Origin of the sequence: Burkholderia sp. HI2714 (assembly GCF_002223085.1) — a bacterium.
Lineage (GTDB): Bacteria > Pseudomonadota > Gammaproteobacteria > Burkholderiales > Burkholderiaceae > Burkholderia > Burkholderia lata_D.
Genome location: NZ_NKFM01000035.1, coordinates 411,916 through 433,120 on the forward strand (window position 1 = coordinate 411,916; position 21,205 = coordinate 433,120).

At 62.4% G+C, this 21,205-nt stretch carries 29 protein-coding genes; all 29 read left to right on the forward strand.

Annotated features, from left to right (window positions below):
• The 29 genes from CFB82_RS19885 to CFB82_RS20015 all read left to right on the forward strand — a co-directional run bounded on the left by CFB82_RS19885 (position 1) and on the right by CFB82_RS20015 (position 20,947).
• The gene (locus CFB82_RS19885; RefSeq protein ID WP_089484947.1) at positions 1-873 is read left to right on the forward strand and encodes a hypothetical protein; all 873 of its coding nucleotides are present in this window, start codon (positions 1-3) and stop codon (positions 871-873) included.
• A 79-nt stretch (positions 874-952) separates the two neighbouring features.
• Complete coding sequence (locus CFB82_RS43295; RefSeq protein ID WP_179255419.1) at positions 953-1,120, forward strand: hypothetical protein; 168 nt, start codon at positions 953-955, stop codon at positions 1,118-1,120.
• Complete coding sequence (locus CFB82_RS19890; protein ID WP_089484948.1) at positions 1,117-1,341, forward strand: hypothetical protein; 225 nt, start codon at positions 1,117-1,119, stop codon at positions 1,339-1,341. The genes CFB82_RS43295 and CFB82_RS19890 overlap by 4 nt, the downstream gene beginning before the upstream one ends.
• A gap of 51 nt (positions 1,342-1,392) precedes the next feature.
• Positions 1,393-3,090: a DNA-directed RNA polymerase gene (locus CFB82_RS19895; protein ID WP_089484949.1), complete on the forward strand. Its 1,698-nt coding sequence runs from the start codon at positions 1,393-1,395 to the stop codon at positions 3,088-3,090.
• Positions 3,091-3,136: 46 nt separating this feature from the next.
• A complete protein-coding gene (locus CFB82_RS19900; protein WP_089484950.1) occupies positions 3,137-3,811 on the forward strand; it encodes a hypothetical protein in 675 nt (224 codons plus the stop codon).
• A 120-nt stretch (positions 3,812-3,931) separates the two neighbouring features.
• Entirely contained in the window at positions 3,932-4,495 is a 564-nt protein-coding gene (locus CFB82_RS19905; protein WP_179255420.1) for an ssDNA-binding protein, read from the forward strand.
• The gene (locus tag CFB82_RS19910) at positions 4,476-4,862 is read left to right on the forward strand and encodes a RusA family crossover junction endodeoxyribonuclease (protein ID WP_179255421.1); all 387 of its coding nucleotides are present in this window, start codon (positions 4,476-4,478) and stop codon (positions 4,860-4,862) included. The genes CFB82_RS19905 and CFB82_RS19910 overlap by 20 nt, the downstream gene beginning before the upstream one ends.
• Positions 4,859-5,092, forward strand: a complete 234-nt coding sequence (locus CFB82_RS19915) for a hypothetical protein (RefSeq protein WP_089484953.1) — start codon at positions 4,859-4,861, stop codon at positions 5,090-5,092. The genes CFB82_RS19910 and CFB82_RS19915 overlap by 4 nt, the downstream gene beginning before the upstream one ends.
• Positions 5,093-5,165: 73 nt before the next feature.
• A complete protein-coding gene (locus CFB82_RS43300) occupies positions 5,166-5,372 on the forward strand; it encodes a helix-turn-helix domain-containing protein (RefSeq protein ID WP_179255422.1) in 207 nt (68 codons plus the stop codon).
• A 3-nt stretch (positions 5,373-5,375) separates the two neighbouring features.
• Positions 5,376-5,570, forward strand: a complete 195-nt coding sequence (locus CFB82_RS19925) for a hypothetical protein (RefSeq protein ID WP_089484955.1) — start codon at positions 5,376-5,378, stop codon at positions 5,568-5,570.
• Positions 5,567-5,821, forward strand: a complete 255-nt coding sequence (locus CFB82_RS19930; RefSeq protein WP_089484956.1) for a hypothetical protein — start codon at positions 5,567-5,569, stop codon at positions 5,819-5,821. Before CFB82_RS19925 ends, CFB82_RS19930 begins: the two co-directional genes overlap by 4 nt.
• 141 nt (positions 5,822-5,962) lie before the next feature.
• The gene (locus tag CFB82_RS19935) at positions 5,963-6,661 is read left to right on the forward strand and encodes a hypothetical protein (protein ID WP_089484957.1); all 699 of its coding nucleotides are present in this window, start codon (positions 5,963-5,965) and stop codon (positions 6,659-6,661) included.
• A gap of 2 nt (positions 6,662-6,663) precedes the next feature.
• Positions 6,664-6,834, forward strand: a complete 171-nt coding sequence (locus CFB82_RS43305; protein WP_179255423.1) for a hypothetical protein — start codon at positions 6,664-6,666, stop codon at positions 6,832-6,834.
• Positions 6,831-7,073, forward strand: coding sequence for a hypothetical protein (locus CFB82_RS19940; protein WP_089484958.1), 243 nt, complete (start codon positions 6,831-6,833; stop codon positions 7,071-7,073). The genes CFB82_RS43305 and CFB82_RS19940 overlap by 4 nt, the downstream gene beginning before the upstream one ends.
• Complete coding sequence (locus CFB82_RS19945) at positions 7,073-8,731, forward strand: DnaB-like helicase C-terminal domain-containing protein (protein ID WP_089484959.1); 1,659 nt, start codon at positions 7,073-7,075, stop codon at positions 8,729-8,731. Before CFB82_RS19940 ends, CFB82_RS19945 begins: the two co-directional genes overlap by 1 nt.
• A gap of 312 nt (positions 8,732-9,043) precedes the next feature.
• Positions 9,044-9,232 carry a hypothetical protein gene (locus CFB82_RS19950; protein ID WP_089484960.1) on the forward strand — a complete coding sequence of 63 codons (189 nt, stop codon included), beginning with the start codon at positions 9,044-9,046 and terminating at the stop codon, positions 9,230-9,232.
• Positions 9,233-9,294: 62 nt separating this feature from the next.
• Positions 9,295-11,097 (forward strand): DNA polymerase, encoded by a 1,803-nt coding sequence (locus tag CFB82_RS19955; protein WP_179255424.1) that lies wholly within the window; start codon positions 9,295-9,297, stop codon positions 11,095-11,097.
• A complete protein-coding gene (locus tag CFB82_RS19960) occupies positions 11,084-11,377 on the forward strand; it encodes a hypothetical protein (RefSeq protein WP_089484962.1) in 294 nt (97 codons plus the stop codon). The genes CFB82_RS19955 and CFB82_RS19960 overlap by 14 nt, the downstream gene beginning before the upstream one ends.
• On the forward strand, positions 11,364-11,912 hold the full coding sequence (locus CFB82_RS19965) for a hypothetical protein (protein ID WP_089484963.1): 549 nt from the start codon (positions 11,364-11,366) through the stop codon (positions 11,910-11,912). The genes CFB82_RS19960 and CFB82_RS19965 overlap by 14 nt, the downstream gene beginning before the upstream one ends.
• Positions 11,913-12,009: 97 nt before the next feature.
• A complete protein-coding gene (locus tag CFB82_RS19970) occupies positions 12,010-12,804 on the forward strand; it encodes a hypothetical protein (RefSeq protein ID WP_089484964.1) in 795 nt (264 codons plus the stop codon).
• Positions 12,782-13,177 carry a DUF3310 domain-containing protein gene (locus tag CFB82_RS43720; protein ID WP_218829071.1) on the forward strand — a complete coding sequence of 132 codons (396 nt, stop codon included), beginning with the start codon at positions 12,782-12,784 and terminating at the stop codon, positions 13,175-13,177. Before CFB82_RS19970 ends, CFB82_RS43720 begins: the two co-directional genes overlap by 23 nt.
• Positions 13,178-13,182: 5 nt before the next feature.
• Positions 13,183-13,707 (forward strand): hypothetical protein, encoded by a 525-nt coding sequence (locus CFB82_RS19980; protein ID WP_143750939.1) that lies wholly within the window; start codon positions 13,183-13,185, stop codon positions 13,705-13,707.
• A 300-nt stretch (positions 13,708-14,007) separates the two neighbouring features.
• Positions 14,008-14,256, forward strand: a complete 249-nt coding sequence (locus CFB82_RS42295) for a hypothetical protein (protein WP_143750940.1) — start codon at positions 14,008-14,010, stop codon at positions 14,254-14,256.
• Between the two features lie 84 nt (positions 14,257-14,340).
• Positions 14,341-14,523 (forward strand): hypothetical protein, encoded by a 183-nt coding sequence (locus tag CFB82_RS19990; protein ID WP_089484967.1) that lies wholly within the window; start codon positions 14,341-14,343, stop codon positions 14,521-14,523.
• On the forward strand, positions 14,520-16,052 hold the full coding sequence (locus tag CFB82_RS19995) for a portal protein (RefSeq protein ID WP_089484968.1): 1,533 nt from the start codon (positions 14,520-14,522) through the stop codon (positions 16,050-16,052). The genes CFB82_RS19990 and CFB82_RS19995 overlap by 4 nt, the downstream gene beginning before the upstream one ends.
• Positions 16,049-16,855, forward strand: coding sequence for a capsid assembly protein (locus CFB82_RS20000; RefSeq protein WP_143750941.1), 807 nt, complete (start codon positions 16,049-16,051; stop codon positions 16,853-16,855). The genes CFB82_RS19995 and CFB82_RS20000 overlap by 4 nt, the downstream gene beginning before the upstream one ends.
• A 123-nt stretch (positions 16,856-16,978) precedes the next feature.
• Positions 16,979-17,977, forward strand: coding sequence for a hypothetical protein (locus tag CFB82_RS20005; protein WP_089484970.1), 999 nt, complete (start codon positions 16,979-16,981; stop codon positions 17,975-17,977).
• 61 nt (positions 17,978-18,038) lie between these two features.
• A complete protein-coding gene (locus tag CFB82_RS20010; RefSeq protein WP_089484971.1) occupies positions 18,039-18,617 on the forward strand; it encodes a hypothetical protein in 579 nt (192 codons plus the stop codon).
• Positions 18,617-20,947: a hypothetical protein gene (locus CFB82_RS20015; protein WP_089484972.1), complete on the forward strand. Its 2,331-nt coding sequence runs from the start codon at positions 18,617-18,619 to the stop codon at positions 20,945-20,947. Before CFB82_RS20010 ends, CFB82_RS20015 begins: the two co-directional genes overlap by 1 nt.
• The last annotated feature ends 258 nt before the right edge of the window (positions 20,948-21,205 follow it).

The window sequence follows — 21,205 nt, forward strand, 5'->3', positions numbered from 1 at the left end:
TTGCTCGCATCTGACAGCGAATCGAATCAAGTAGTTACACCCGGCACGTTTTCGTACACGGAAAAGCCGGTCCCTGTAGGGGCACACGACGTAGCAGCGCAGCGATCCTGGGAGCACTTCCAGGTTCAGCGCGGCATCGAGCGCTACCGCAGGACCCTCATCCGCGAGAAAGAGGACGGCACCACGACTTCCCGAGACCTCGGTGAAGTCCAGCATGGTCAGCGCATCGCCTCGGACATCATCCGTCCGATGGTGGAGGCAGTGAAGAAGGCCCAGGCCGACTACGCCGCCAAGCTGGAAGACCCGAACACGCGACGTATCGCGGACGCCCATGCGGTGTTCGGGGCACTCGATGCGGAGACCATCGCTGCATGTGCCGTCCTCACAGCCCTGGCGAATCCGGTGGACGCCGGCTGGACCAGCGTTCGGGTTACTTGCGCAGCTCGTCTGCGCCACGAACTGGAGTACCAGGAGTGGGCGCGAGCCGAGCGAGAAGCCGAGAAGCATCGCAAGGAGCACGCGCTCGACGGCGTGAACATGTTCAAGCTGATGCTGCGCCGGAACAATGGCGAAGTCGATAAGCGGGTGTTCGACAAGTGGTCGAAGAAGACCCAAACGCTCGTGAAGCTCGACTGGACTCACGAGCAGAAGGTCCACATCGGGGACTCGGTGATGGCGCTCCTGGTCGAATCGAACGGCTGGTTCGAGGTGAAGGAGCAGCGCGAGAAGGGGAGCAAGTGGCCCAAGCTCGTCTTCGGGATGACCGAGGCCGCCCTGGCTTTCACGGAGAGGCTCCAGACTACCTGCGAGTTGCAACGACCGTTCCTGGCCCCCATGATCTGCGAGCCGCAGGATTATTGCGTCCAGATGTAAAGCGAGTCACTTATAATCACGGGCCTCACATGGGGTTCCCGTGGCCTTCGTACGTCCACAAGTAAAGTGAGTTACTGATATGCAGACCACTGACCATCGCCGCGCGACGCTGACCGTCGCCGGACAAACCATCGACCTGAAGTTGCCGGTCCCCGTGCGGGTTGGCGACGCGCAGTACGAACAGAAGCTGGCCTTCGCAGTCGCGGAAGCCGTCCTCGAACACTTCGACACCAAGGAAACGAAATGAGCACTATCAAGAAGACCGTGAACGACCTCGCCACGACCCGCGACGCGAAGTTCCACGCCAACGCTGGCGCGACCGTCACCCTCCATGACGACGGCACGCGTGCGTACCCGATTCGTGTGTCGGTGGACGGGCAGTGGCACTCGTCGTCGGAACTGCGCGAGATGGCGAAGCTGTTCAAGAAGCTGGCGAAGCAACTCGAAGCCGAAGGCCGCACCGCGTAACACCACACGCCCATCCGGGCACCCCGAAGACGCTGACTGGATACTGAAACCATGACGAAGCTGCAAGGCGGCTACCTGACCCTCAAGACCGACGCCGTGAAGTCCACGGAGTTCGCCAACTCCCACACCTCCGCCCTGGACCTGCCCCTGAAGGGAGCGCATCTGGAGGCCCTGAACCACATCCAGAAGACCCGCTGGCGCATCAACCGTGATGTGCTGTCTGTCGCGATGCAGTGCAAGGCTCGCGGCCTGGAGGTTCCGGGCTTCCCGAGCAGCGACGAGCTGGCGTTGCCGGAGTACCCGGAGCACCTGGACAAGAAGTCCGACGAGTTCAAGGCGCACATCCGCGAGCGCGAGCGCATCCACACGGAGAACGCACGCAACGCCGGGATGCGCCTGAAGCTCTGGGGGATGCTCCAGATGGCCGAGGAGCTGTCGGAATTTCCTGCGCTGTGGTTTCCGCACTACGCGGACTTCCGTGGCCGCTTCTACCCGCGTCCCCAGGACCTTCACACGCAGGGCGATTCCCTCGTCAAGGGCATCCTGGAGTTTTCGGAGCCGGTCCCTCTGACCGACCGGGGCTGGTACTGGATTCGCGTCAACACGGCCAACTACTTCGGTGAGGACAAGCTCCCCATCGCGGAGCGTGCGCAGTGGACGATGGATCACCTGGAGGGCATCCTTGCCGTCGCCACAGACCCGCTGGACGACCACAAGGCGTTCGAGTTCTGGAGCACGTGCGACTCCCCGTGGGAGTTCCTTGCAGCGTGCCTGGAAGTAAAGCGAGTCGCTGATTTTATGCTGGCGAACGGGACGTGCGAGGGCTTCGAGTCGCGCATGGTCTGCCGCTACGACGCGACGTGCTCCGGTATCCAGCATCTCGCGGCCCTCATGAAGGACGAGAAGTCTGCCGTCCGCGTCAACGTGCTCCCCACGGGCAAGCGCGAGGACATCTACAAGGCCGTGTGTGAGGTAGTGGCTGCTGAAGTGCAGCGCGACGTGGTGAATAGCGCCACGATGGCTATGGCCTCCCTCTGGGTCGGCAAGGTGGAGCGTAAGACCGTGAAGCGGGCCGTGATGACGACCCCCTACGGCGTGTCCGAGCGCGGCATCCTGACCCAACTGGTTCAGGACGGCTTCGCGGATCACATTGCCAACGGGAAGGAGCGCTACGCCGCTGCGGAGTACCTGACGCAGAAGATCGTCGGTGCGCTGGACGAATCCATCGAGGCCCCGCGCCGCGCGATGGACTACTTCCGCTCGGTCGCCGTGTTCTTGGAGGAGCGCGGGCTTCCCCTCGTGTGGGATACGCCCAGTGGCTTCACCGGGAAGCAGGCGTACTACAAGACCGGCGAGAAGCGCATCCGCACGCTCCACGGCGATGTCACTGTGCGATTCGAGGAACCAGACGCGGGCTTCAAGCCGGGTAAGCAGAAGCTCGGTGCGGCCCCGAACGTGGTCCATTCGTTCGACGCGGCCCACCTGGCACTCGTGTGTGTCGAGATGAAGCACCGGGGCGTTCGCGACCTGGCGTTCGTCCACGACTCGTTCGGCTGTCATGCAGAGAGCAGCGACATTCTCCTTGAAGTCACCAAGCAGCAATTCGTCGCGCTGTACAACAACGACACCCTGGAGCAATGGCGGCAGTCCGTCATCGCACACTCAGGGTGCCCGGATGTCCCTGAAGTCCCTCCGCTCGGCAACCTGGACGTGGAACGCGTCCTCGACTCCGAATTTTTCTTCTCGTAAAGTAAAGCGAGTCACTGATAAGTGATTTGATAACCGAATAAACGCTATGCAGACCTTCAAGAAACTCCCGTACACCGACTTCCACCAGATGAAGGCCGCGCTCGAAGCGGGCACGGTGTTCCGCATCAAGGATGGCGGCAGGGACCGCCGCGTGACGCGTATCGAACCGCTCCCGTCGGGCAAGGTGGCGAACGTGTACTACGAGGGCAGCACGAGTAGCTACGGCTGCTTCACCCCGGACGGCGCCAACAGAGCCTGTGTGGCGTTCATCTACGTGGAGTCGCAGGCTCCGAGCCTGGCGGACCAACTCAAGGCCAAGCTGACCACAGCCACGGTGAACGTTGCGGCCGTCCCGGCGAAGCCGTTCCTCGAACGCTTCATCGCGGGCACCGAGTTCCACACGCCGCACACCCGCGAGGTCGTGGTGGGCGTGGCGTTCGTGCGCGGCCACAACCGCCTCGACGTGACGCTCCGCGACGAGGCAGGCAAGGAGCGCGTGACCCCGCGCTACAACACGGACGGCACCCACAAGTTCCGATCGGAGCGCAACCTGGTCGAAGGCAAGCTCCCGCCGAAGATGGTGGAGCGCAAGGTCGCTATCTACCGCCACGCGTTCAATGGCTCGCTGTTCGTCATTCGCGAAGGCGAAGTGCTCCCGAGCATCCGGGGCATCTCGAATGCGACGAAGGTTGGCGAGACGACGATCACCGAAAAGGAATAACCCCGCACAGGGTGACGACCCTAACAACCCCGGCCCGCGCAAGCGGGCTTTTTCACATCTACACAAAGCAAACACATGGCTGAAGCAAAGAAAGGCAAGTCCAAGATCGTCGGAAAGTTCGTGACTCCGAAGGGTGTCTTCCAGTATGCGTGGCTCGACAAGCCGGACAACTCGGAATACGGCAAGGGCAAGTTCAAGTGCGCGATCCTGCTGGAGCAGGGCGTTGCGGAGAACGACGCGTTCGCGAAGAAGCTCAACGAGCTGCACAAGGCGGCAAAGGGCAAGAACGACGCGAAGCCCGCGAAGGACGGCTCGGCGCTGGCCGACGCAGCAGCAGAAGATGGCAACGACAAGAAGGAGCGCTTGCGCGGCTTCTGGGTCATCACGGCCAAGTCTAAGCAGAAGCCCGAACAGAAGGCCGCTGACGGCAAGACAACGCTGAAGGAATCCGCCAAGAGCGGCGACTACGGTCGTATGTCGGTTGCTGCTGCCGAGTACGACACGGGCAGCAACAAGGGCGTCACGCTCTACCTCAACGGCATCAAGCTTCTGGAGCGCCGCGCTCAATCGGACCTCGGCTTCGAGGACGAGTCGGAAGACTACGAGAACGACGAGGGTACGCCGTCGCTGAACGAAGACGAATCGGACGATTCGAGCACGTCGAGTGACGATCAAGACTTCTGATTTGCGCGTGGACGTGGTGCCGACCCCGGCTCCGCGTCCGCGTGTGACGAAGTTCGGCAGTACGTACATGCCCGCTGCATACAAGGTCTATCAGAAGGCCATCGCGGCGGCGCTTCCCAAGCTGGACTCCCAATACACGGGCGAACTCGAAGTGATCCTGGAGTTCGTCTGCAAGCCCATCGCCAAGTCGAAGTTCACGACGCCGATGGGAGACGTGGACAACTTCGCGAAAGGCGTGATGGACACCCTCACTGACGAGGGCTGGTGGGAAGACGACCGCCAGATCATGCAGCTCGCAGTCCGCAAGCGCTTCCCCGTTCTGGGCGAAGACCCCCACATCCGAATTTTCATCCGAGAACTCACATGATCCAGTTCCTCCTCAAGCTCCTCACCAAGTTCGCTGTCGCCCTCGAATCTGCCGCCGAGAAGGAGCAGAAGAAGTGCGAAGCCGCGCTCCAGGCCGCAGCAGTGAAGGTCTCCAAGGCGAACGCACACCGCGCAGCGACGCGCCAGGCTCGCCAGGTTGCATCGGCGTTGCGTGATGTCGTCGCAGGCCCGGCAACGGTCGCGCAGGCCGACCAAGCAGCGCAGCAGTAACACCGGTATCGGCGGCACCGGACCGAGAAGCCGCCGTCTCTCAACCACACCCACCGTGAAAGACACGCAGACCATGAAACTCACCCCGCAAGCCCAGACCGTCCTCCGCCATCTCAAGTCGGTGGGAAGCATCACCAACGTTGAAGCGAACGCCGTGCATCGTGTGCGCTCGCTGTCGCGCCGCATCACCGAGATTCAGGGCGCGGGCGTCCGCATCTCGAAGGTCCGCCGCCGTGACTGCACGGGCCAGCAGTACGTCCGCTACACGCTGGAGAAGTGAGCGATGAAGACCCACAACGGACTCGTCATCGAGCGCGACGACGGGCTTATCGCCATCCCGGCGGACTACTCCGAGTGTACCGACTGCGTGTTCCACGCCGATGAGCGGTGCGCCAGCCACGCATGCTTCGGCCACCAGTTCCCCGACACCCACGAGTGTCGCCAACGCGAGAACGTCATCTGGATCAACCCGCAATGAAGCAACCCTACGAAAAGTCGAAGGACAAGTACATCGCAGCACTGAAAGTGGCGCTGCTCCTCGTGCTTCTTCCGTTCGTCACGGTGTACGTGGCGGTGAAGGGGGCTGCGAAGGAGGCATACGAGGTGTGCGCGGAGGTTGCTCGCGCAGTCTTCTTCGAGCGCGAAATCCCGTCCGCCTACAGCGACTTCATGCGCGACGCCTCGGGCAAGCGTGCTCGCCGCGAGCGCCTGCGCAACCAGGACAAGTAATGCGCCGCTACCGCGATGTCCTGGTCCAGCCGGGATGCTCGCTGGACCAAGCACTGGAGGCCGGGGACTACTCCCTGGCGCAACGAATCTATGAGGTGTGCGAGGAGCAGTACCAACGCACCTACTACCCGAAAGCTGACCATGAGCCGACACGAAAGCAAAGTAACGATCCATCTCAATCGGATAGAGAACGCGCACGTCTCGCGTGAGACCCTGATCCAGAACATCAAAGCGGAGCCAATGCTGTTCCGCGCCGACCCCGGCTTCGCATTTGTCCACGGGGACCTGCTGACGATGGACTTCCTACACGCGGCCAAGGACCTCTGGGGCAATCTGGACGGCTGCATCGTTGACTCCCGCCATCACATGCTGATGCCTGGGATGGTCCCCTGCATCCCCGGCTGGCACACGGACGATGCGCCGCGCAGCAAGGATTACTGCGACGGCCAGCCGAATATCTTCACGCCCGAGTACGTCACCGAGCACCTGCTGTGCGTGGTCGATGCGGGCACCGGCTCGCTCACCGAGTTCCTGGACGGTCCCGTCGAACTCCCGCAGGGAGACATCGAGCGGGCCTACAAGGAGTCCGGCAGAACCTTCTACAAGTCAGCCGACACGTTTATCGAGCGCGGTCTGGTTGCGAAGGACTGCGTTCACCTCCAACCGGCATCGGGCGACATCGTGCAGTTCGACGCTCACTCGTGGCACCGGGGTATGCCCGCGAAAGCCCGAGGCTTCCGATTCTTCATCCGCATCACGCGGAATTCCAAACACAAAGTTGAGAACGAACTGCGCAGCAACGCGCAGGTTTACATCACCGACACGTCCTACGGATGGTAAGTATGAAGCAACAACACACCCCCGCAACGATTCGATTCCGTGGCTACTTTGCTGAGCAAGGCGTGAACAACATGTGGAAGCTGCGCGGTCGCGGCGAGCGCCGCCTCGTGACGCACGGCGAACTCCTCAACCTTCTCAATGCGCGTCCGAAGCGCAAAGGCGGTGCACGATGAGTCTGCATCTCTCGCAGTTCGTCGTCGTGCGCCGTGATACGGGCTATGCATATGCTGGCCCCTACGTCTGTCGTGCGCCTGCCACGGCGACAGTCAATCGATGCGCGAAGCATCACGAGCGCCGCGCCAAGATGGGTGCGCTTCCGTGGATGCCGCACCCGAACGACCTACGGATTGAGGAACGGAAATACGCGCTCGTGGAAACGGTCGAGCACCCGGTCAAGAAGAAGGGTAGCTGATGCAGCACACGCACGAATCCGAATCCAATCTCGTGTCGAAGGGTCCGTGCGACAACTGCGGATCGTCCGACGCCAACGCGGAGTATGACGATGGTCACACGCACTGCTTTTCCTGCGGTAACACCTGTCAGCCGAACGGAGCACGAGTACCGAGTCACGATGCTGTCTCTGGTCCCGGAGACGCTTCGCTTCTCCGTGGCGAGTACCGTGCCCTTGGCAAGCGAGGCATCGCAGAGGAAACCTGCCGACGCTACGGCTACCTCGTGGGCAAGGACCGCGACGGGGAGCCTGTGCAGATCGCCAACTACTGCGATTCCACTGGAAGCCCGGTAGCCCAGAAGCTGCGCACGCCCGACAAGGACTTCGTAGTCCTGGGCAAGCTGAAGCAGGCGGGCCTGTTCGGGCAGCACCTGTTCCGCTCGAAGGGCAAGCGCGTCATCGTGACGGAAGGCGAGATCGACTGCCTTTCCGTGGCCCAGGCGCTCTCGCTGAAGTGGCCGGTCGTCTCGGTGCCTAATGGGGCGCAGGGGGCCGCAAAGTCCATCGTGGCGCAACTCGACTGGTTCAAGGGCTTCGATGAGGTCGTCCTATGGTTCGACAACGACGAGCCGGGACGCAAGGCCGTTGAGGAGTGCGCGAAAGTCCTGCCGATGGGCCGCGTGAAGTTCATCACGACGCCCTACGAGCTGAAGGACGCCAACGACCTCCTGCGCGAGCACGGGCCGACTGCGGTGGTGAGTGCCTCTTGGGAGACCAAGGAATACCGCCCGGACGGAGTGATCGCAGGTGAGGACCTGACGCCTGACCGCCTGAAGGCGAAGGCCGCGCCGGGATGGCAGACGCCGTATCCGCTCCTGAACGAGATGACGCGTGGCATTCGTCCGCGCCAGCTCTGGCTCATCACCGCAGGGACGGGTGTGGGCAAATCCACCGACGCACGCGAGTTCATGTACGCCGCGTTGTGCGAAGGGAAGAGGGTCGGGGCGCTGTTCCTGGAGGAGTCCGTGGAAGACACGGGCAAGTACCTAGTGGCCCTGGACCATAGCGTTCCGGCCGAGGACCTCGAAGACAACCCTAGCCTCCTGACGGACGCACAGTGGCAGTCGAGCTACGAGAAGCTGTTCGCCTCAGGTAACTACCAAGCGTATGACCACTTCGGGGCGACCGACCCGGATGGCCTGGTGAGCAAGATGGAGTTCATGGCCCTCAACGGGGCCGAGCAGCTCTACTTGGACCACCTGACCATCGCGGCGACGGGACTGGACAACGACGGCCAGGATGAACTCCTCACGAAGTTGCGCTCGATGGTCGAGCGGACCGGCTGTAGCGTCGTCGCTATCGCTCACGTCCGCAAGGAACAGTCGGGCGCACGGACGGCAGAGGAGGGCGCAGCGCTATCCCTGAGCAGCATCAAAGGCTCAGGGTCGCTGAAGCAAATCCCGGACGTAATCATCGCCAAGGAGCGCAACCAGCAGGCCGAAGACCAGGCCGAGCGTGACATCTCGCAGATTCGCGTGCTGAAGGTGCGCCGTGGCGGAAAGACCGGACCGGCCGACCGACTGAAGTACGACGCCAAGACCGGCCGATTGAAGCCTCTGCCTCGCGACGACGGGTCGCTGGATATGGATGAATCAGCGGAAGCGCACGGCGAGTTCTGACCTCGCCATTGCACGAACGCTGCTCCGAAATTCTAGATACCGCTCGAAGCGTGATGGCATCCGCCACACGATCACCCTCGCTGACGTAGTTGTGCCGACGCATTGCCCTGTCCTGGGCGTGCGGCTGAAGACCTCCTCGGGACGCGCCAGTCCCAACTCCCCATCTCTCGATCGCATCGATTCCTCCCGTGGCTATGAGCCAGGGAACGTCGTGGTCGTGAGCTGGCGGGCCAACGAGGTCAAGAAGGACGCCTCCCTCGAAGAACTGGAGCGCATCTGCTCCTTTTACCAACACATAGCTGACCGGAAGACATGACCGAAGAAGTTCAAGTAGACAAGCAGTATCAAATCCATCGCCACGCGGCAGTGACTGACCAGCAGCCGTTCGTGGTCGCGATGAAGTCCGCCGCCGAACGCGCCTACGCTGCCGCATACGCGGAGAAGCGCCAGCCGGTGATGGTGGAGATCGTCGTGTACGTCGCTCCCGAACAGGGGGCGTGATGCAGACCCGTCCTGCCGAACTACCTCTCCTTGCATGGGACTTGGAGACTGACGGGCTCCTCGTGAGCCTCACACAAATCTGGTGTATGGCGGTGGGCGAGATCGGCACGGACGAGGTTACTGGGTACACCGATTACAACCCGAACTACCGCCCCCTCGCTGAAGGCATCGAACGCTTGCGCCGACATGTGGCTGCTGGCGGCCGGACCGTAGCTCACAACGGCATCGGCTTCGACCGCAAGGCGCTGCTGAAGGTCGCTGGTGTGGACATCCCGTTCACCGCAATTCTCGACACGCTCGTAATGGGCCGTCTTGCAGAACCTGAGCGGGCTGGCGGCCACAAGCTCGAATCCTACGGGGTCGAGATGGGCATCCTGAAGGGCAGCCACAGCGAGTGGGACCGCTACTCCGATGGGATGATGGAGTACAACATCCAGGACGTTGTAGTTACCAAGGCTCTGTACGAGAGGCTCCAGCGCGTTCGCACCTGGGGCGAGTCATGCGACCTCGAACACATCGTCGCTTATCTCATCGACCTCCAGATTGAGAACGGCTTCCCGCTGAACATGCGCGAGGCCATGACGCTCGCTGCTGAACTCTGGGAACGCCGGGACGGCTATCTGGCCGAGATGCAGCGCGTGTTTCCGCCGATCTACGTTAGCGCGGGCGTGGCGACGCCGAAGCGGTCTCAGGTTCGCCAGGGCGTCTCGTACACGGCCGGTGCTCCCTACACGAAGATCGTGCTCCAGGAGTTCAACCCCGGCTCCGAGCACCACGTAGCCAACCGCCTGAAGCGGAAGTACGGCTGGCGTGCGCCGTTGACTGAGAAGGGCAATCCGAACATCACGGAAGCCGTGCTTAAGAAGCTGGACTTCGCTGAGGTAAAGCCGCTTCTCAACTTCGCCCGCGTCGATAAGCAGTGGACCCAGTTGGCCGCCCCGCCGAAGAAGAACGGCACTGGCGGCGGATGGATTCATCACGCGGATGAGAACCACCGTGTCCACGGGTACGTGAACACGAACGGCGCGGTGACTGGCCGGATGACGCACTCGCGTCCGAACTCGGCCAACATCGACAAGGAGATGCGCCACATCTGGATTCCGCGCGAGTCGTGGAAGCAGGTTGGGTGCGACGCCGAGGGCCTGGAATTGCGCGTGCTCGCGCACTATCTCGCGCGATACGACGGTGGGGCGCTGACCCGTGCGCTGCTCGAAGGCGACAAGGCCCAGGGCACCGACGCACACTCGATGAACCGGAAGAACACCGACCTGTTCTCCCGAGACGGCGCGAAGACTCTCCTGTACGGGGCACTGTACGGGGCGGGCGACGAGAAGGCCGGGAACATTTGGATCGCCGACTGGCGGGCCAGTGGTAAGCCCGTGTCCGAATGGCCGTCATGGTGCCACGTCAACGGGAAGCTCAAGCCCGCCAAGGCTATCGGCAAGGTGGTCAAGGGCAAGCTCCTGGACGGTATCAAGGGCTTCCGCGCCCTCATCAAGGACATCGAGAAAGCGGCGAAAGCTCGCGGCTGGCTCAAGGGCATCGACGGTCGCCGCATTCGCGTGCGCCACGCCCATGCCGCGCTCAACACCCTGCTTCAAGGGACGGGCGCAATCATCATGAAGAAGGCCCTAGCGATCTACTGGCATGAGATCACCGAGGTACACGGTCTGGTTCATGGGAAAGACTTCGGCTTCCTGGCGAACGTCCACGACGAGGTGCAGCAAGAGTGCCTCCCTCAATACGCCGAGCTGATCGGCACGACCTTCAAGAACGCAATCACCAAGGCAGGCGAGCACTGGAATTTCCGGTGCCGTCTCGATGGCGCATTCGACATCGGAAACAACTGGCATGAAACCCACTAAAGCAGTCCTGTTCGTTCATGGCCGTGCGCAGCTTTACCTCGAAAACATAAGTCGGTATCCGGATGGTTCGATCGAATCCGGATACGTGATCAATGGCGCTTGGTATCTGGAGATCGTTGGTGACACCCACTTCGCGAAGCGAAGCAAGGGCGCGAAATCCCATGTGCATTTTTGGCGCGTCCCCAGGTTCGAAGAGATCGCCGTCGCTGGACGGCAGTGGCGCGGGGACTACAACACGATCATGGCGCAAGCCCAAAAGGAATACGATGAAACTCACTGACCTTCAGCGCCTCGTCACCGAGATTCGCCGCGTCTATCCGGACGCCGTGATCGCAGGCGGCGCACCGCGTGACATCCTGCACGGTAAGCCGGTCAAGGATATCGACGTGATGACCGGCCGTAGCGTTCATCGCGCGAGCTTGGAGCATCTCGCTCATCTCGTTGGCGGTCGCTTCGACGTGACGGAGCCGCAGGACCCCTCGGGCGTCGAGGAGTTCGAGTACGAGATTCACTTCGATGACGGCCGCCCGCGCCTCAACGTCGTTGACCTCAACCCGTTCGAGATCACGAACCCACTGGAGAACCTGCACGACTTCGACTTCGGGTTGTCGCAGATCGCCGTGACGCCGTGGGGTGTTCTCAGCACGGACGCCTACCTCCGCGACGCGCAGCACATGACGATCACCTACATGGGTGACAACGGAAAGGCCGCGTGGCGCATCGACTCGTCGGCCAAGCGTCTGCAACGCCTGAAGGCGAAATATCCGCTGTGGACCTTCGTGAACTGCGCGGGCCTCGAAGCGAGGGGCGCATGAAAGCAGCGTTTCTGATCGGCGGCACACTGGTCTACATCGGACTGGCCGCCGCTGTCCCAGTGATGATCGTACTGGCTGCGTTCAAGTATTTGACCACGTGACCATTGCGCTTATCGACGGTGACGAGGCCATCTACAAGGCCACGGTCATCAAGGTCGAGGAGACCGATTGGGAAGCGGAGACTGTAATCGACCGTCCCCCGACCTTCAAGGAAGCGAAGGCTAAGTTCCACGAGATCGTCCGTACCTGGTGCGACGCCGTGAATGCCGACGAGTACATCGTGTGCCTCAGCCCTCGCGAGCGCGGTCTGTTTCGGCGTGGCATCTACGCGCAGTACAAGGGCGCTCGCGGCGAGAAGCCCGAGCAGTACCGGCCTCTGGAAGACTGGGTGTTCGAGAACGAGCGTATCCAGTGGCATCCGGGCCTGGAGGCTGACGACGTGATGGGTGTCCTGTCGGGCGAGGGCAAGGTCATTTGCTCCAACGACAAGGACATGAAGACCATCCCTGGTCGCCTATACGTCACTGGCCCGAAGAAGCTCGTGACCATCACCGAGACCCGCGCGGACTGGCAGTGGATGTACCAGACGCTTATGGGCGACTCGACGGACGGATTCGGCGGCTGCGTTGGCTGCGGTCCTACTGGGGCCGAGGCGGTTCTGGAAGGATGCCGCACGCTCCGGGAGATGGCGCACAACGCGGCTCTCCGCTTTCTCGAACCGAAGAAGGGAAAGTACAAGGACGTTACCCAGACGGCCCTGGACTTCCGCCGCATGGCGGTGCTCGCCCGAATCCTCCGACCCACCGACTACGACAACGAAACAGGCGACGTGCGCTACGCACTCCCTGGTCAGAAGGACATCTCATTCAATGCAGAAGCATTCGCAAAGTGAAGGCTACATTCCGATGACGCACCACACCCTCCCGCAGATTCCTGCGCTATCCCTGGACGCGACAATCGCCCATGAGGCCGGCCGTCTGCACATCGATACGCCGCGCCTCAAGGTGGGCACCTGGGACGAGCCGAAGAAGGCCGCACCGAGCGTCGCCGTGACACCGATCAACCCTTCGCACTACCGCTCGCACCCCTCGGGCATCGAGTGCATCCAGATCACGCAGCATATGGGCTTTAACCTCGGCAACGCAGTGAAGTACATCTGGCGTTGTGACCTGAAACACGATGCCATCGAGGACTTGAAAAAGGCGAAGTGGTACATCGAGAAGGAGATCGCGAAGCGCGAAGCGCAGACGGTCGCGCCTCGGTGATCCCGGTGCCCTCCTGGGCAGGCAAGGCCATCGCCGGAGTTCTCCTGGTGGTGGGCCTCGCTGCTGGGGCGCTGACCTACCGCTCCCACGTCTACGGCGAGGGGTACGCGGCGGGGCAGAACGCCGAACAACAGAAGCATGCGTCGGAACTTGCGCTCGCCCGCACGGCCGACCGGCTCATCTCAGACAAGGCGGAGGCCGACCTCCGCGCCAAACTCAAGGAAGAAACCGATGCGCACGAAGCTCGCGCGACTCGCCTGGAGGCTGCGCTTGCTGCTGCTCGCGCCGATGGTGTGCGCCTGTCTCAGCAGCTTGCCCGCCTGCACGACGCAGCAGTCAGTGGTAGTCCGGGACCTGCCCCCGATGCCCCCAGAGCTGGCGAGGAAACCGCTCCCGCTGAAGCCTCTTTCACCCTCGCGGACCTGATGCGGAATGACGAAGAAAATTACGCGATTTGTCGGAAAAATTCTGCGCAGCTTGAAGCTGTCCAGGACTGGTACGAGCGGCTCCGAACCGGCCACGCCGAATAACTCCGCACATGGTAGAGGGTCCCTATATACCTCTAAGACTCTTAGAGAAGGGGACGAGAACGAAATCCCGGTTGATTGCCCTAGCTCGACGGATCTCCGTACCGTAGGCGGTTGGCTCCTCTCTCAATACCCCCTGGCTGGCTTGGTGGACCTGGTGCATGCACGGGACTACCAGGCGGCCCATGAACTCGTCGGTGCCCACGATGCCATCCAAGCCGTCTTCCAGTTGGCGGATGACCTGGACGCGGCGCAACGGGACGCAGACGCGGCAGCAACGGAAGCGGGCCTTCAGTGAGCTTCATGCTTTCCTGGCTCGCTGCCAGTATCCGTTTCACGCGGATTGGCCTCTCCGTCTACTGCGCCGCTGTGATCTCTGGACTGTCCGTGGCAGCGCTGGCATTCAGGCTGCGGTGTGGCTGGAGCGACTGGAATACGGACGCGCAGCGCTTCACCTATGCGCCTCCCGTGACGCTCAAGGACGCTGGATTCACCCCCGCGTCCTGCGATCCCTCAGTGACGGCGCTCGGCAATCCGGGTTCACCGTACTGACGGCCAGTCCACTTCCCCAACACATTCCCTACCTGGAGCGGCTCGGCTTCTCCAGGGCGGGGGCCAAATTCCACCTGAGCCTCTATGAGCAAACCCGACATTCCGAAGACCCCCGATCCGCCGCAGCCGGACGCACCGGCAGCGCGGCTGATCCAGCCGGCCGAGGATAGCCCGGTGAACGCGGCGAAGAAGAAGATGAACCTGCGCCGTTACTTGACGGCTGATGATTCGCAATCGACCGCTAAAGGGGTGGGCGTCCAGCTTTGACGACGAAGCTCCAGGACCGCTATCAAGAGCTGGTCCCGGACCGTGATGCGTACTGGCGACGTGCCCAAGCGTGCGCCGCTCTCACGGTGCCTTCGGTCTGTCCGCCTCAAGGGCAGACCCCGCAGCAGATTCTCCCCCAGTCGTACACGTCCTTCGGGCATCGCGGCGCGACCAACGTGGCATCGAAGCTGATGATGGCGTTCATGCCGCCTGGAGACTCCGCTTTCAACATCGAGGTCTCGACCAAGGTGTTGCTCCAAGAGGGTGTCCTGTCGCCCCCGCCTGACATCATCAAGGGCCTGGCGCAGTGCGAGCAGCTCATCAACGCGAAGATCGAGGCCCTCAACTGGCGTCGTCAGACGTACCTGTCGCTTCTGCATCTTGTGGTGGCCGGGAACGTCTGCGAGTACATTCAGCCGGACGGCCGCCTCAAGCTGTTCTCGTTGCCGCAGTACGTCTGCGTGCGTGACTTCAACGGTCGCGTGCTGGAGGTCGTAACGGCCGAGAAGCTCAAGGTCCGCGAACTGACGCCCGAGCTGCGTACGCTCTCCGCGAAGAAAGAACACGAGGACATTACGCTGTACACGCGCTTCGAGTTCATCTCCGAGGATGTCTATGCGGTCCAGCAGGACCTTGATGACGCGCCGGTAGTCCCGTACAGCACGCATAACGGGCTGATGCCCGCGAACGCTCTGGCGTGGGAGCTGGTCCCCGGCGAGTCCTATGGGCGCTCGCACGTCGAGCAGAACTACGCGGACCTCCTCGCGCTCGACAAGACATCGCAGCAGCTCCTGGAGTGCGGCGCTATTGCTGCGAGGAACCTGATCTTCGTCGCGCCCAATGCGGCGGGCGGGAACCTGCGCAAGCGGATCACGGAAGCACGTAACGGCTCCGTCATCTCGGCTCGCGGCGGGACGCAAGGCGATGTGCAGCCATTCCAGTTCAACAACACCGCAGCGATGCAGGCGCTGAACGCTGAGAAGCAGGACCTTAAGCGCGACCTCTCCGTCGCCTTTCTTCTCACCAACGACCTGCGCCGCGATGCGGAGCGCGTGACCACCTACGAACTCCAGATGATCGTCTCCGAGATCGAGCAAGCCCTTGGGGGCGTGTACTCGTACCTCGGACCAGAGATGGTTGGCTGGAGGCTGAAGAAGCTGATCGCGCAGATGCAGACGAAGGACGAACTCCCCGCTATCGGCAAGGACCAGACCCAGATCACCGTGACCACCGGTCTCGCTGCCCTGGGCAAGGACGCCAAGCTGAAGAAGGTCCAGTCGTTCCTGTCTCTCTTGAGCAATACGCCGCAGGCGTTCCAGGAGGAGGCTGCGAGCTACGTGAAGTTCGACACGATCCTAACGCCCGCTGCCGCCGCCCTCGGCTTCCCGCAGTCCATCAAGACGGCCCAGGAAGTCCAGCAGGAACAAGCGGCTGCGCAGGAGCAGGCGATGCAGGCCGATATGGCACGCGCTGCTGCTGGCCCCGTTGCGGGCCAGATTGCGGCTAACACACTCACACCGGCTCAATGACGACCGAAACCACCAACACGAATCTCCCGGTAAGTCCGGGCGCAACCGAAACCCCGACGCTGGTCCCGGACTCCCCGGAATACCGCGCGGCCATGATCGCCAAGGCTGACGAAGCCAACGGTGTCACGACGACGGCCCCCGAGGCGAAGACCGGCGAGGCAAATCCTCCGGCTTCCACCGAGACGGACCCGAATGCGTCGACGCCGAAGCTGACGGATGCGCCGGCTGGCGAATCGAAGGCAGACGACAAACCGGAAGGCACGGAGAAGAAGGACGGCGAGGGCGATGCTCCTGCTACCTACGACTTCGCCAAGGCATTCGATGACGGGTCGCTCGTCATCGAGTTCAACGCCGAGAAGCCCAACGCCGATCTCATCGCCGGTATGGCGAAGGCCCTGGGCATCTCGAACGACCAGGTGCTCCAGATGCAGGCGCAGTTCCGCGCAGGCCAGGAAGCGCTGACCCGTGAGACCGAGGGCAAGCTGTTCGACGCCGCTGGCGGTAAAGCCGAGTTCAACGCGCTCATCGCCTGGGGCCAGAAGAATCTGCCCCAGGACCAAAAGGTGTTCTACGAGAACCTGCTGAACGGCCCGGACGCGGTGTCGGCTGTCGGCATCCTGAAGCAGCGGATGCAGGCGTCGGCGGACCCGGCGCTGGTCAACGTGAACGGTCGCACGGGCAGCGCAGTCGCGGCCTTCCGCGACCAGTCGGAACTCGTCGCCGCAATGGCCGATCCGCGCTACCAAACGTCGGAGGCGTTCCGCAAGGAAGTTGCCGACAAGCTCCGCATCTCCCGCATCTAATCCCTGCTTTACCTCCCCCGCCTCTGGGCGTCCATCCCGGACCGACCCATGCGGGGGAATCCCCCCCCTCCCTCCGCCATCCCCGCTCGTGGGCTGGCAACACTCCCTTCCTAAAGAGACTTAATGACGTTCTCGACCAATCCGGGCAATCCGGTTGCGTTCGGCTCGGGTCAATCGAACCCGGCAGACGATCGCTCGCTGTTCCTGAAGATGTTCTCGGGCGAGGTCCTCACCTCGTTCACGGCTGCAACCCTGACGAAGGGTAAGGTCCGAGAGAAGAACATCACGTCGGGCAAGTCGTACCAGTTCCCGCGCACGGGCACCTCGCAGGCCGAGTACCTCCAGCGCGGCCAGGAGATGCTTGGTAATCCGTTCGCCACGGGCGAAGTGGAAGTGACCATCGACGCACCGATGGTTGCCCATCACGCCCTGTGGGACTTCGACCAAGCAATGTCGCAGTTCGACGTGCGCGGGCCGATGACGGCGGACATGGGCCAAGCGCTGGCTCGCATGTACGACCAGAACAACTTCCGTCAGCTCGCGCTCGCTGCGCGTACCGCTGCGGTTGGTCCGTTTCCTGGCGGCGACCGCATTGTGGATTCGGCGCTCCTGTCGAGCGGTACGTCCATCGACGGCCTCGCGTGGATGGACGCCATTCGCAAGGCGAAGCTGGCAAAGGCTTCGAAGAACATCCCGGCAAGCTCGCCGTGGTACATGGCTGTCACGTACGCCACGTTCGACGCGATCAAGTACGCGAAGAACTCGGCGGGCCAATTCGTCAACCTGAACTCGATGATCTCGCTGGCAACGGCGGGTACGGGCGCAGTGCCGACCGAAGCAATCCGCTTCGAGGGCGTGACGATCTTCCCGTCGAACCTCATCCCGCAGACGAACGACACGGCCAACAAGGATGTGTTCTCGAAGTACCGTGCGGACTTCTCGAAGCTCTCGGCGCTCATGTGGCAACCGGAAGCGGTTGCTGTCCTGACGCTCATGGGCATCTCGACGGAGACCTTCCGCGACGTTCGTCGCCAAGAGGACTTCATCGTGTCGAAGCAGGCAGTCGGCCACGGCACGCTCCGCGCTGAGTGCGCCGTCGAGTTCGCGCTCCCGGCCGCTTAACTCCCCTTGGGGATCACTGGATTCATTTCTGGTGGTCCCCATTTTTTTCGATTCTTCAGCAATGCCTCTTACTCGACTCCAGGCCGTCAACCGAATGCTGACGGCAGTAGGTGAGTCCGTGATCCTGGTCGAGGTCACGGGCGCTGGCGATTACGCCAACTGTTCCGACATCCTCGATCAAGTCACGCAGGAGGTATTGCTCAAGGATTACAAGAGCAACACCGAGACCCGCACGCTCGTCCCTGACACGAACGGAAACATCGTGGTTCCGCCCGAAGTTCTGAAGGTGGACACGGTTGATCCGTACCTGGACGTAACGTTTCGCGCGGGACGCCTGTATGACCGGGCGAATGCCACGGATGTCTTCACGGCCCCGGTAACGGTTTCTGTGACTCTCGGTCTCCGCTTTGAGGACCTCCCGTTCTCCCTGCAACTGGAAATCGTCACGAAGGCAGCTCGGCGTTACCAGAAGTTCTACGTCGGCTCCCAGACAGCCGATGGCTTCCTGAAGGAAGACGAAGCTGTTGCCACGTCCATCGCAGAGGACGCCGAGGCGGACACGGAGGACTACAACCTCTTGGACACCTACGAGTTGTCCTGGCTCCGCCGCCGCACATTCAACAACGGCTCGATCAACTGATGCCCATCGACGGTCTCTTGCAACCCCGCATCGGGTCGTTGCACGCGGGCGTGAGCCGTCAAGCTCCGCTCCTCCGGTCTCCGTCCCAGATGGACGAGATCATCAACTTCCTCCCCTCGGTGGACATCGGGGGCCTCGCTGACCGCGTGGGGACCTCCTGCATCGCAAACGTAGCCGCAGCGCCGTACCAGTCCAACGGGACGTATATGTTCCGAACGACGGATGGGCAGCGATGGCTGTTCATTCGCCGCGCCGACCTGGGCTACCCCGAGATTCGCAACCTCGACAATGGGACGCCTGCGGCGGTTACGGTGGGGCCGTTCGCCCAGAACTACATCAACGCGGCCAGCCAGTTGAAGTTCCTGACGCTGGCCGACACAACGCTCGTGCTCAACACGGGCATCTCCACGAAGTTCGCGGCCCCTGCGGCTGGCATTACGAAGACGCGAGCCTATGCCGTGATTCGCAAGCTGTCCTCAAACGCACAGTCGTTCTACCTGAACTCGGACGCGGGCAGTGCAGTGACGACCTACGACGGCTCGGCCGGCGTGAAGACTCGCGAGTGGGTCGCACAACGACTCATGGAGCAGTGCATCGCCCGCATGCCGGGTCTGACGTTCTGGCGCGTCGCCAACGTGGTTAAGGTCGAAGGCCCCGAGAACGTCATCGCGACGCTTACCGGGGGCAATGACTGGGACGAGACTGCCTTCGTGCTCATCAAGGGGCGTGTCAGTGCGATCACCGATCTCCCTGCGCAGATGTTTCCCGGTGAGCCGATCATGGTTGACCTCGGTAACGGCGACGCCAAGTCGGCCTACTGGGTCACGTACGACCGGACGACAAACACGTACAAGGAGACGGCGTGGCTGGATAACTTCGCCACGGCCGGAACCTGGGATCGGTCCACAATGCCCATGCGCATCCATCGGACGGGCGTGAACTCATTCGAGATTCAACCCATTGACTGGGCACCGCGCAAGGTAGGCGACGACAATAGCAATGAGGCCGCGCCGTTTCGCGACGCGCCCATTACGGACATGGCGCTGTGGAAGGGGCGGCTCTGGTTCTCCTCGACCTCTTGGGTTGTCGGTTCGCAACCGGACGACCTGTTCAACTTCTGGCAAAGCAGCGCCCGCGAGGTCGTCGCCTCGGACCCGGTAAAGGTCCAGGCCGAAGCGGACCTGGGCAACGTCAACCACCTCGTAGGCTTCCGTGACGATCTCATGGTCTTCATGCGTGGGGCGCAGTGTTCACTTGACGGCTCGCAGCCGGTCAAGCCGGACACGGCGGCCCTCGGTGTTGCCACGCGCTACGACGTTGACGACGCGTGCCCTCCCTCGGTGGTCGGTACGGTCCTGCTCTACACCGGCTCGCAGGAAGGTCGGTCCGTGTTGTGGGAGTACCAGTTCGAGCAGGCGACGATGAACAACTACGCGGAGGACCTGAGCAAGCACATCCCGCGCTACTGCCCCGGCAGCATCCGGCGAATCGCCGGCTCGGCTCAGTCGGGCCGGACGTTTCTCTGGACGCCTCTCGACCCCGCCACGCTCTACGTGCAATCGTCGTATTGGCAGGGCCAGCAGCGAGCGCAGAACGCCTGGTGCAAGCTGAACTTCGCACACGTCACGTCTATCTGGCATCACTGGGTGGACGAGGGCACGCTGTACGTCCTGGCGCAGACCAGCATCGGCTATCTGTCGCTGCTGTCTCTGCCGGTCGATGCGAACCTGGGCGAGAACCCGGACATCGACTTGCGGCTGGACCTGCGCCAGCGCATTCAAGTTACCTGGAATGCGGCGCGTAATCGAAGCGAGGTGGTGCTCCCGGATGGCTACTACCAACACGACGACCTCGTGGTGTGTACGCCGGATTCAGGTGGGTGGTTTGCCGAGCATCCGATCACGAAGGTATGGGACGGCTCGCAGTGGATCGGACACTTCCCATCGCAGGTCGCGGGAACCTCGGGCTTCATTGGCCTGCGATTCTCCCGCGCGTTCCGCTTCTCTCCGTTTTACCCGAGCGTCAATCAGGTGCAGACGCCCATGGGGCGCTTCCAGGTCCACAAGGTCATCTTGGACTGCCTGCGCTCTGGCGACTTCACTGCAACGCTCGTGCGTCCAGATCGGGTCGATATGACGGTGCAGCTCTCTCCGCGAGTAGTTGGTGATGCGTTGGTCGCCAACGCCGGCGTGGACCGTACCTACGCGATCCCGTTCAACGCCCAGGGGAACAAGGCGGCCCTCACGGTCTCCACGTCCTCTACGGCACCGATGGTGGTCACGGGCTACACCCTGGCTGCTCGCTACTCCAACCTGTTTGCGAACGCATGATCCTCACTCCCGCAAAACCTCACCATATCGCGGCCCTCGCTGCGAACCTCCGGGTGTGTGACCGTGAGGAACTCCGGCTCTCCATTGGAGGTGCGGACCCTTACGACCACATCCTCGGTCTCTGGATTGACGGCGGCACGTCCGAAGCGATCCTGACCGACTCTGGTGTGGTTGCGGGGATGTGGGGAACCAACCCCGGCCCCTCCGATGGGGTCGGCCTAATTTGGATGCTCGGGACGCCTGCGATCTCTGGGATCG

Excerpts from the sequence above, each read along its gene's own strand:
- CFB82_RS20000 (WP_143750941.1), top strand. The coding sequence starts at position 16,049 with ATGACGACCGAAACCACCAACACGAATCTCCCGGTAAGTCCGGGCGCA.
- CFB82_RS19930 (WP_089484956.1), top strand. The coding sequence starts at position 5,567 with ATGAAGCAACCCTACGAAAAGTCGAAGGACAAGTACATCGCAGCACTG.
- CFB82_RS19945 (WP_089484959.1), top strand. The coding sequence starts at position 7,073 with ATGCAGCACACGCACGAATCCGAATCCAATCTCGTGTCGAAGGGTCCG.
- CFB82_RS43720 (WP_218829071.1), top strand. The coding sequence starts at position 12,782 with ATGCAGAAGCATTCGCAAAGTGAAGGCTACATTCCGATGACGCACCAC.
- CFB82_RS19935 (WP_089484957.1), top strand. The coding sequence starts at position 5,963 with ATGAGCCGACACGAAAGCAAAGTAACGATCCATCTCAATCGGATAGAG.
- CFB82_RS19940 (WP_089484958.1), top strand. The coding sequence starts at position 6,831 with ATGAGTCTGCATCTCTCGCAGTTCGTCGTCGTGCGCCGTGATACGGGC.
- CFB82_RS19925 (WP_089484955.1), top strand. The coding sequence starts at position 5,376 with ATGAAGACCCACAACGGACTCGTCATCGAGCGCGACGACGGGCTTATC.
- CFB82_RS19900 (WP_089484950.1), top strand. The coding sequence starts at position 3,137 with ATGCAGACCTTCAAGAAACTCCCGTACACCGACTTCCACCAGATGAAG.
- CFB82_RS42295 (WP_143750940.1), top strand. The coding sequence starts at position 14,008 with ATGCTTTCCTGGCTCGCTGCCAGTATCCGTTTCACGCGGATTGGCCTC.
- CFB82_RS20005 (WP_089484970.1), top strand. The coding sequence starts at position 16,979 with ATGACGTTCTCGACCAATCCGGGCAATCCGGTTGCGTTCGGCTCGGGT.
- CFB82_RS19950 (WP_089484960.1), top strand. The coding sequence starts at position 9,044 with ATGACCGAAGAAGTTCAAGTAGACAAGCAGTATCAAATCCATCGCCAC.
- CFB82_RS19960 (WP_089484962.1), top strand. The coding sequence starts at position 11,084 with ATGAAACCCACTAAAGCAGTCCTGTTCGTTCATGGCCGTGCGCAGCTT.
- CFB82_RS19890 (WP_089484948.1), top strand. The coding sequence starts at position 1,117 with ATGAGCACTATCAAGAAGACCGTGAACGACCTCGCCACGACCCGCGAC.
- CFB82_RS43295 (WP_179255419.1), top strand. The coding sequence starts at position 953 with ATGCAGACCACTGACCATCGCCGCGCGACGCTGACCGTCGCCGGACAA.
- CFB82_RS20015 (WP_089484972.1), top strand. The coding sequence starts at position 18,617 with ATGCCCATCGACGGTCTCTTGCAACCCCGCATCGGGTCGTTGCACGCG.
- CFB82_RS19895 (WP_089484949.1), top strand. The coding sequence starts at position 1,393 with ATGACGAAGCTGCAAGGCGGCTACCTGACCCTCAAGACCGACGCCGTG.
- CFB82_RS20010 (WP_089484971.1), top strand. The coding sequence starts at position 18,039 with ATGCCTCTTACTCGACTCCAGGCCGTCAACCGAATGCTGACGGCAGTA.
- CFB82_RS19965 (WP_089484963.1), top strand. The coding sequence starts at position 11,364 with ATGAAACTCACTGACCTTCAGCGCCTCGTCACCGAGATTCGCCGCGTC.
- CFB82_RS19990 (WP_089484967.1), top strand. The coding sequence starts at position 14,341 with ATGAGCAAACCCGACATTCCGAAGACCCCCGATCCGCCGCAGCCGGAC.
- CFB82_RS43305 (WP_179255423.1), top strand. The coding sequence starts at position 6,664 with ATGAAGCAACAACACACCCCCGCAACGATTCGATTCCGTGGCTACTTT.
- CFB82_RS19915 (WP_089484953.1), top strand. The coding sequence starts at position 4,859 with ATGATCCAGTTCCTCCTCAAGCTCCTCACCAAGTTCGCTGTCGCCCTC.
- CFB82_RS43300 (WP_179255422.1), top strand. The coding sequence starts at position 5,166 with ATGAAACTCACCCCGCAAGCCCAGACCGTCCTCCGCCATCTCAAGTCG.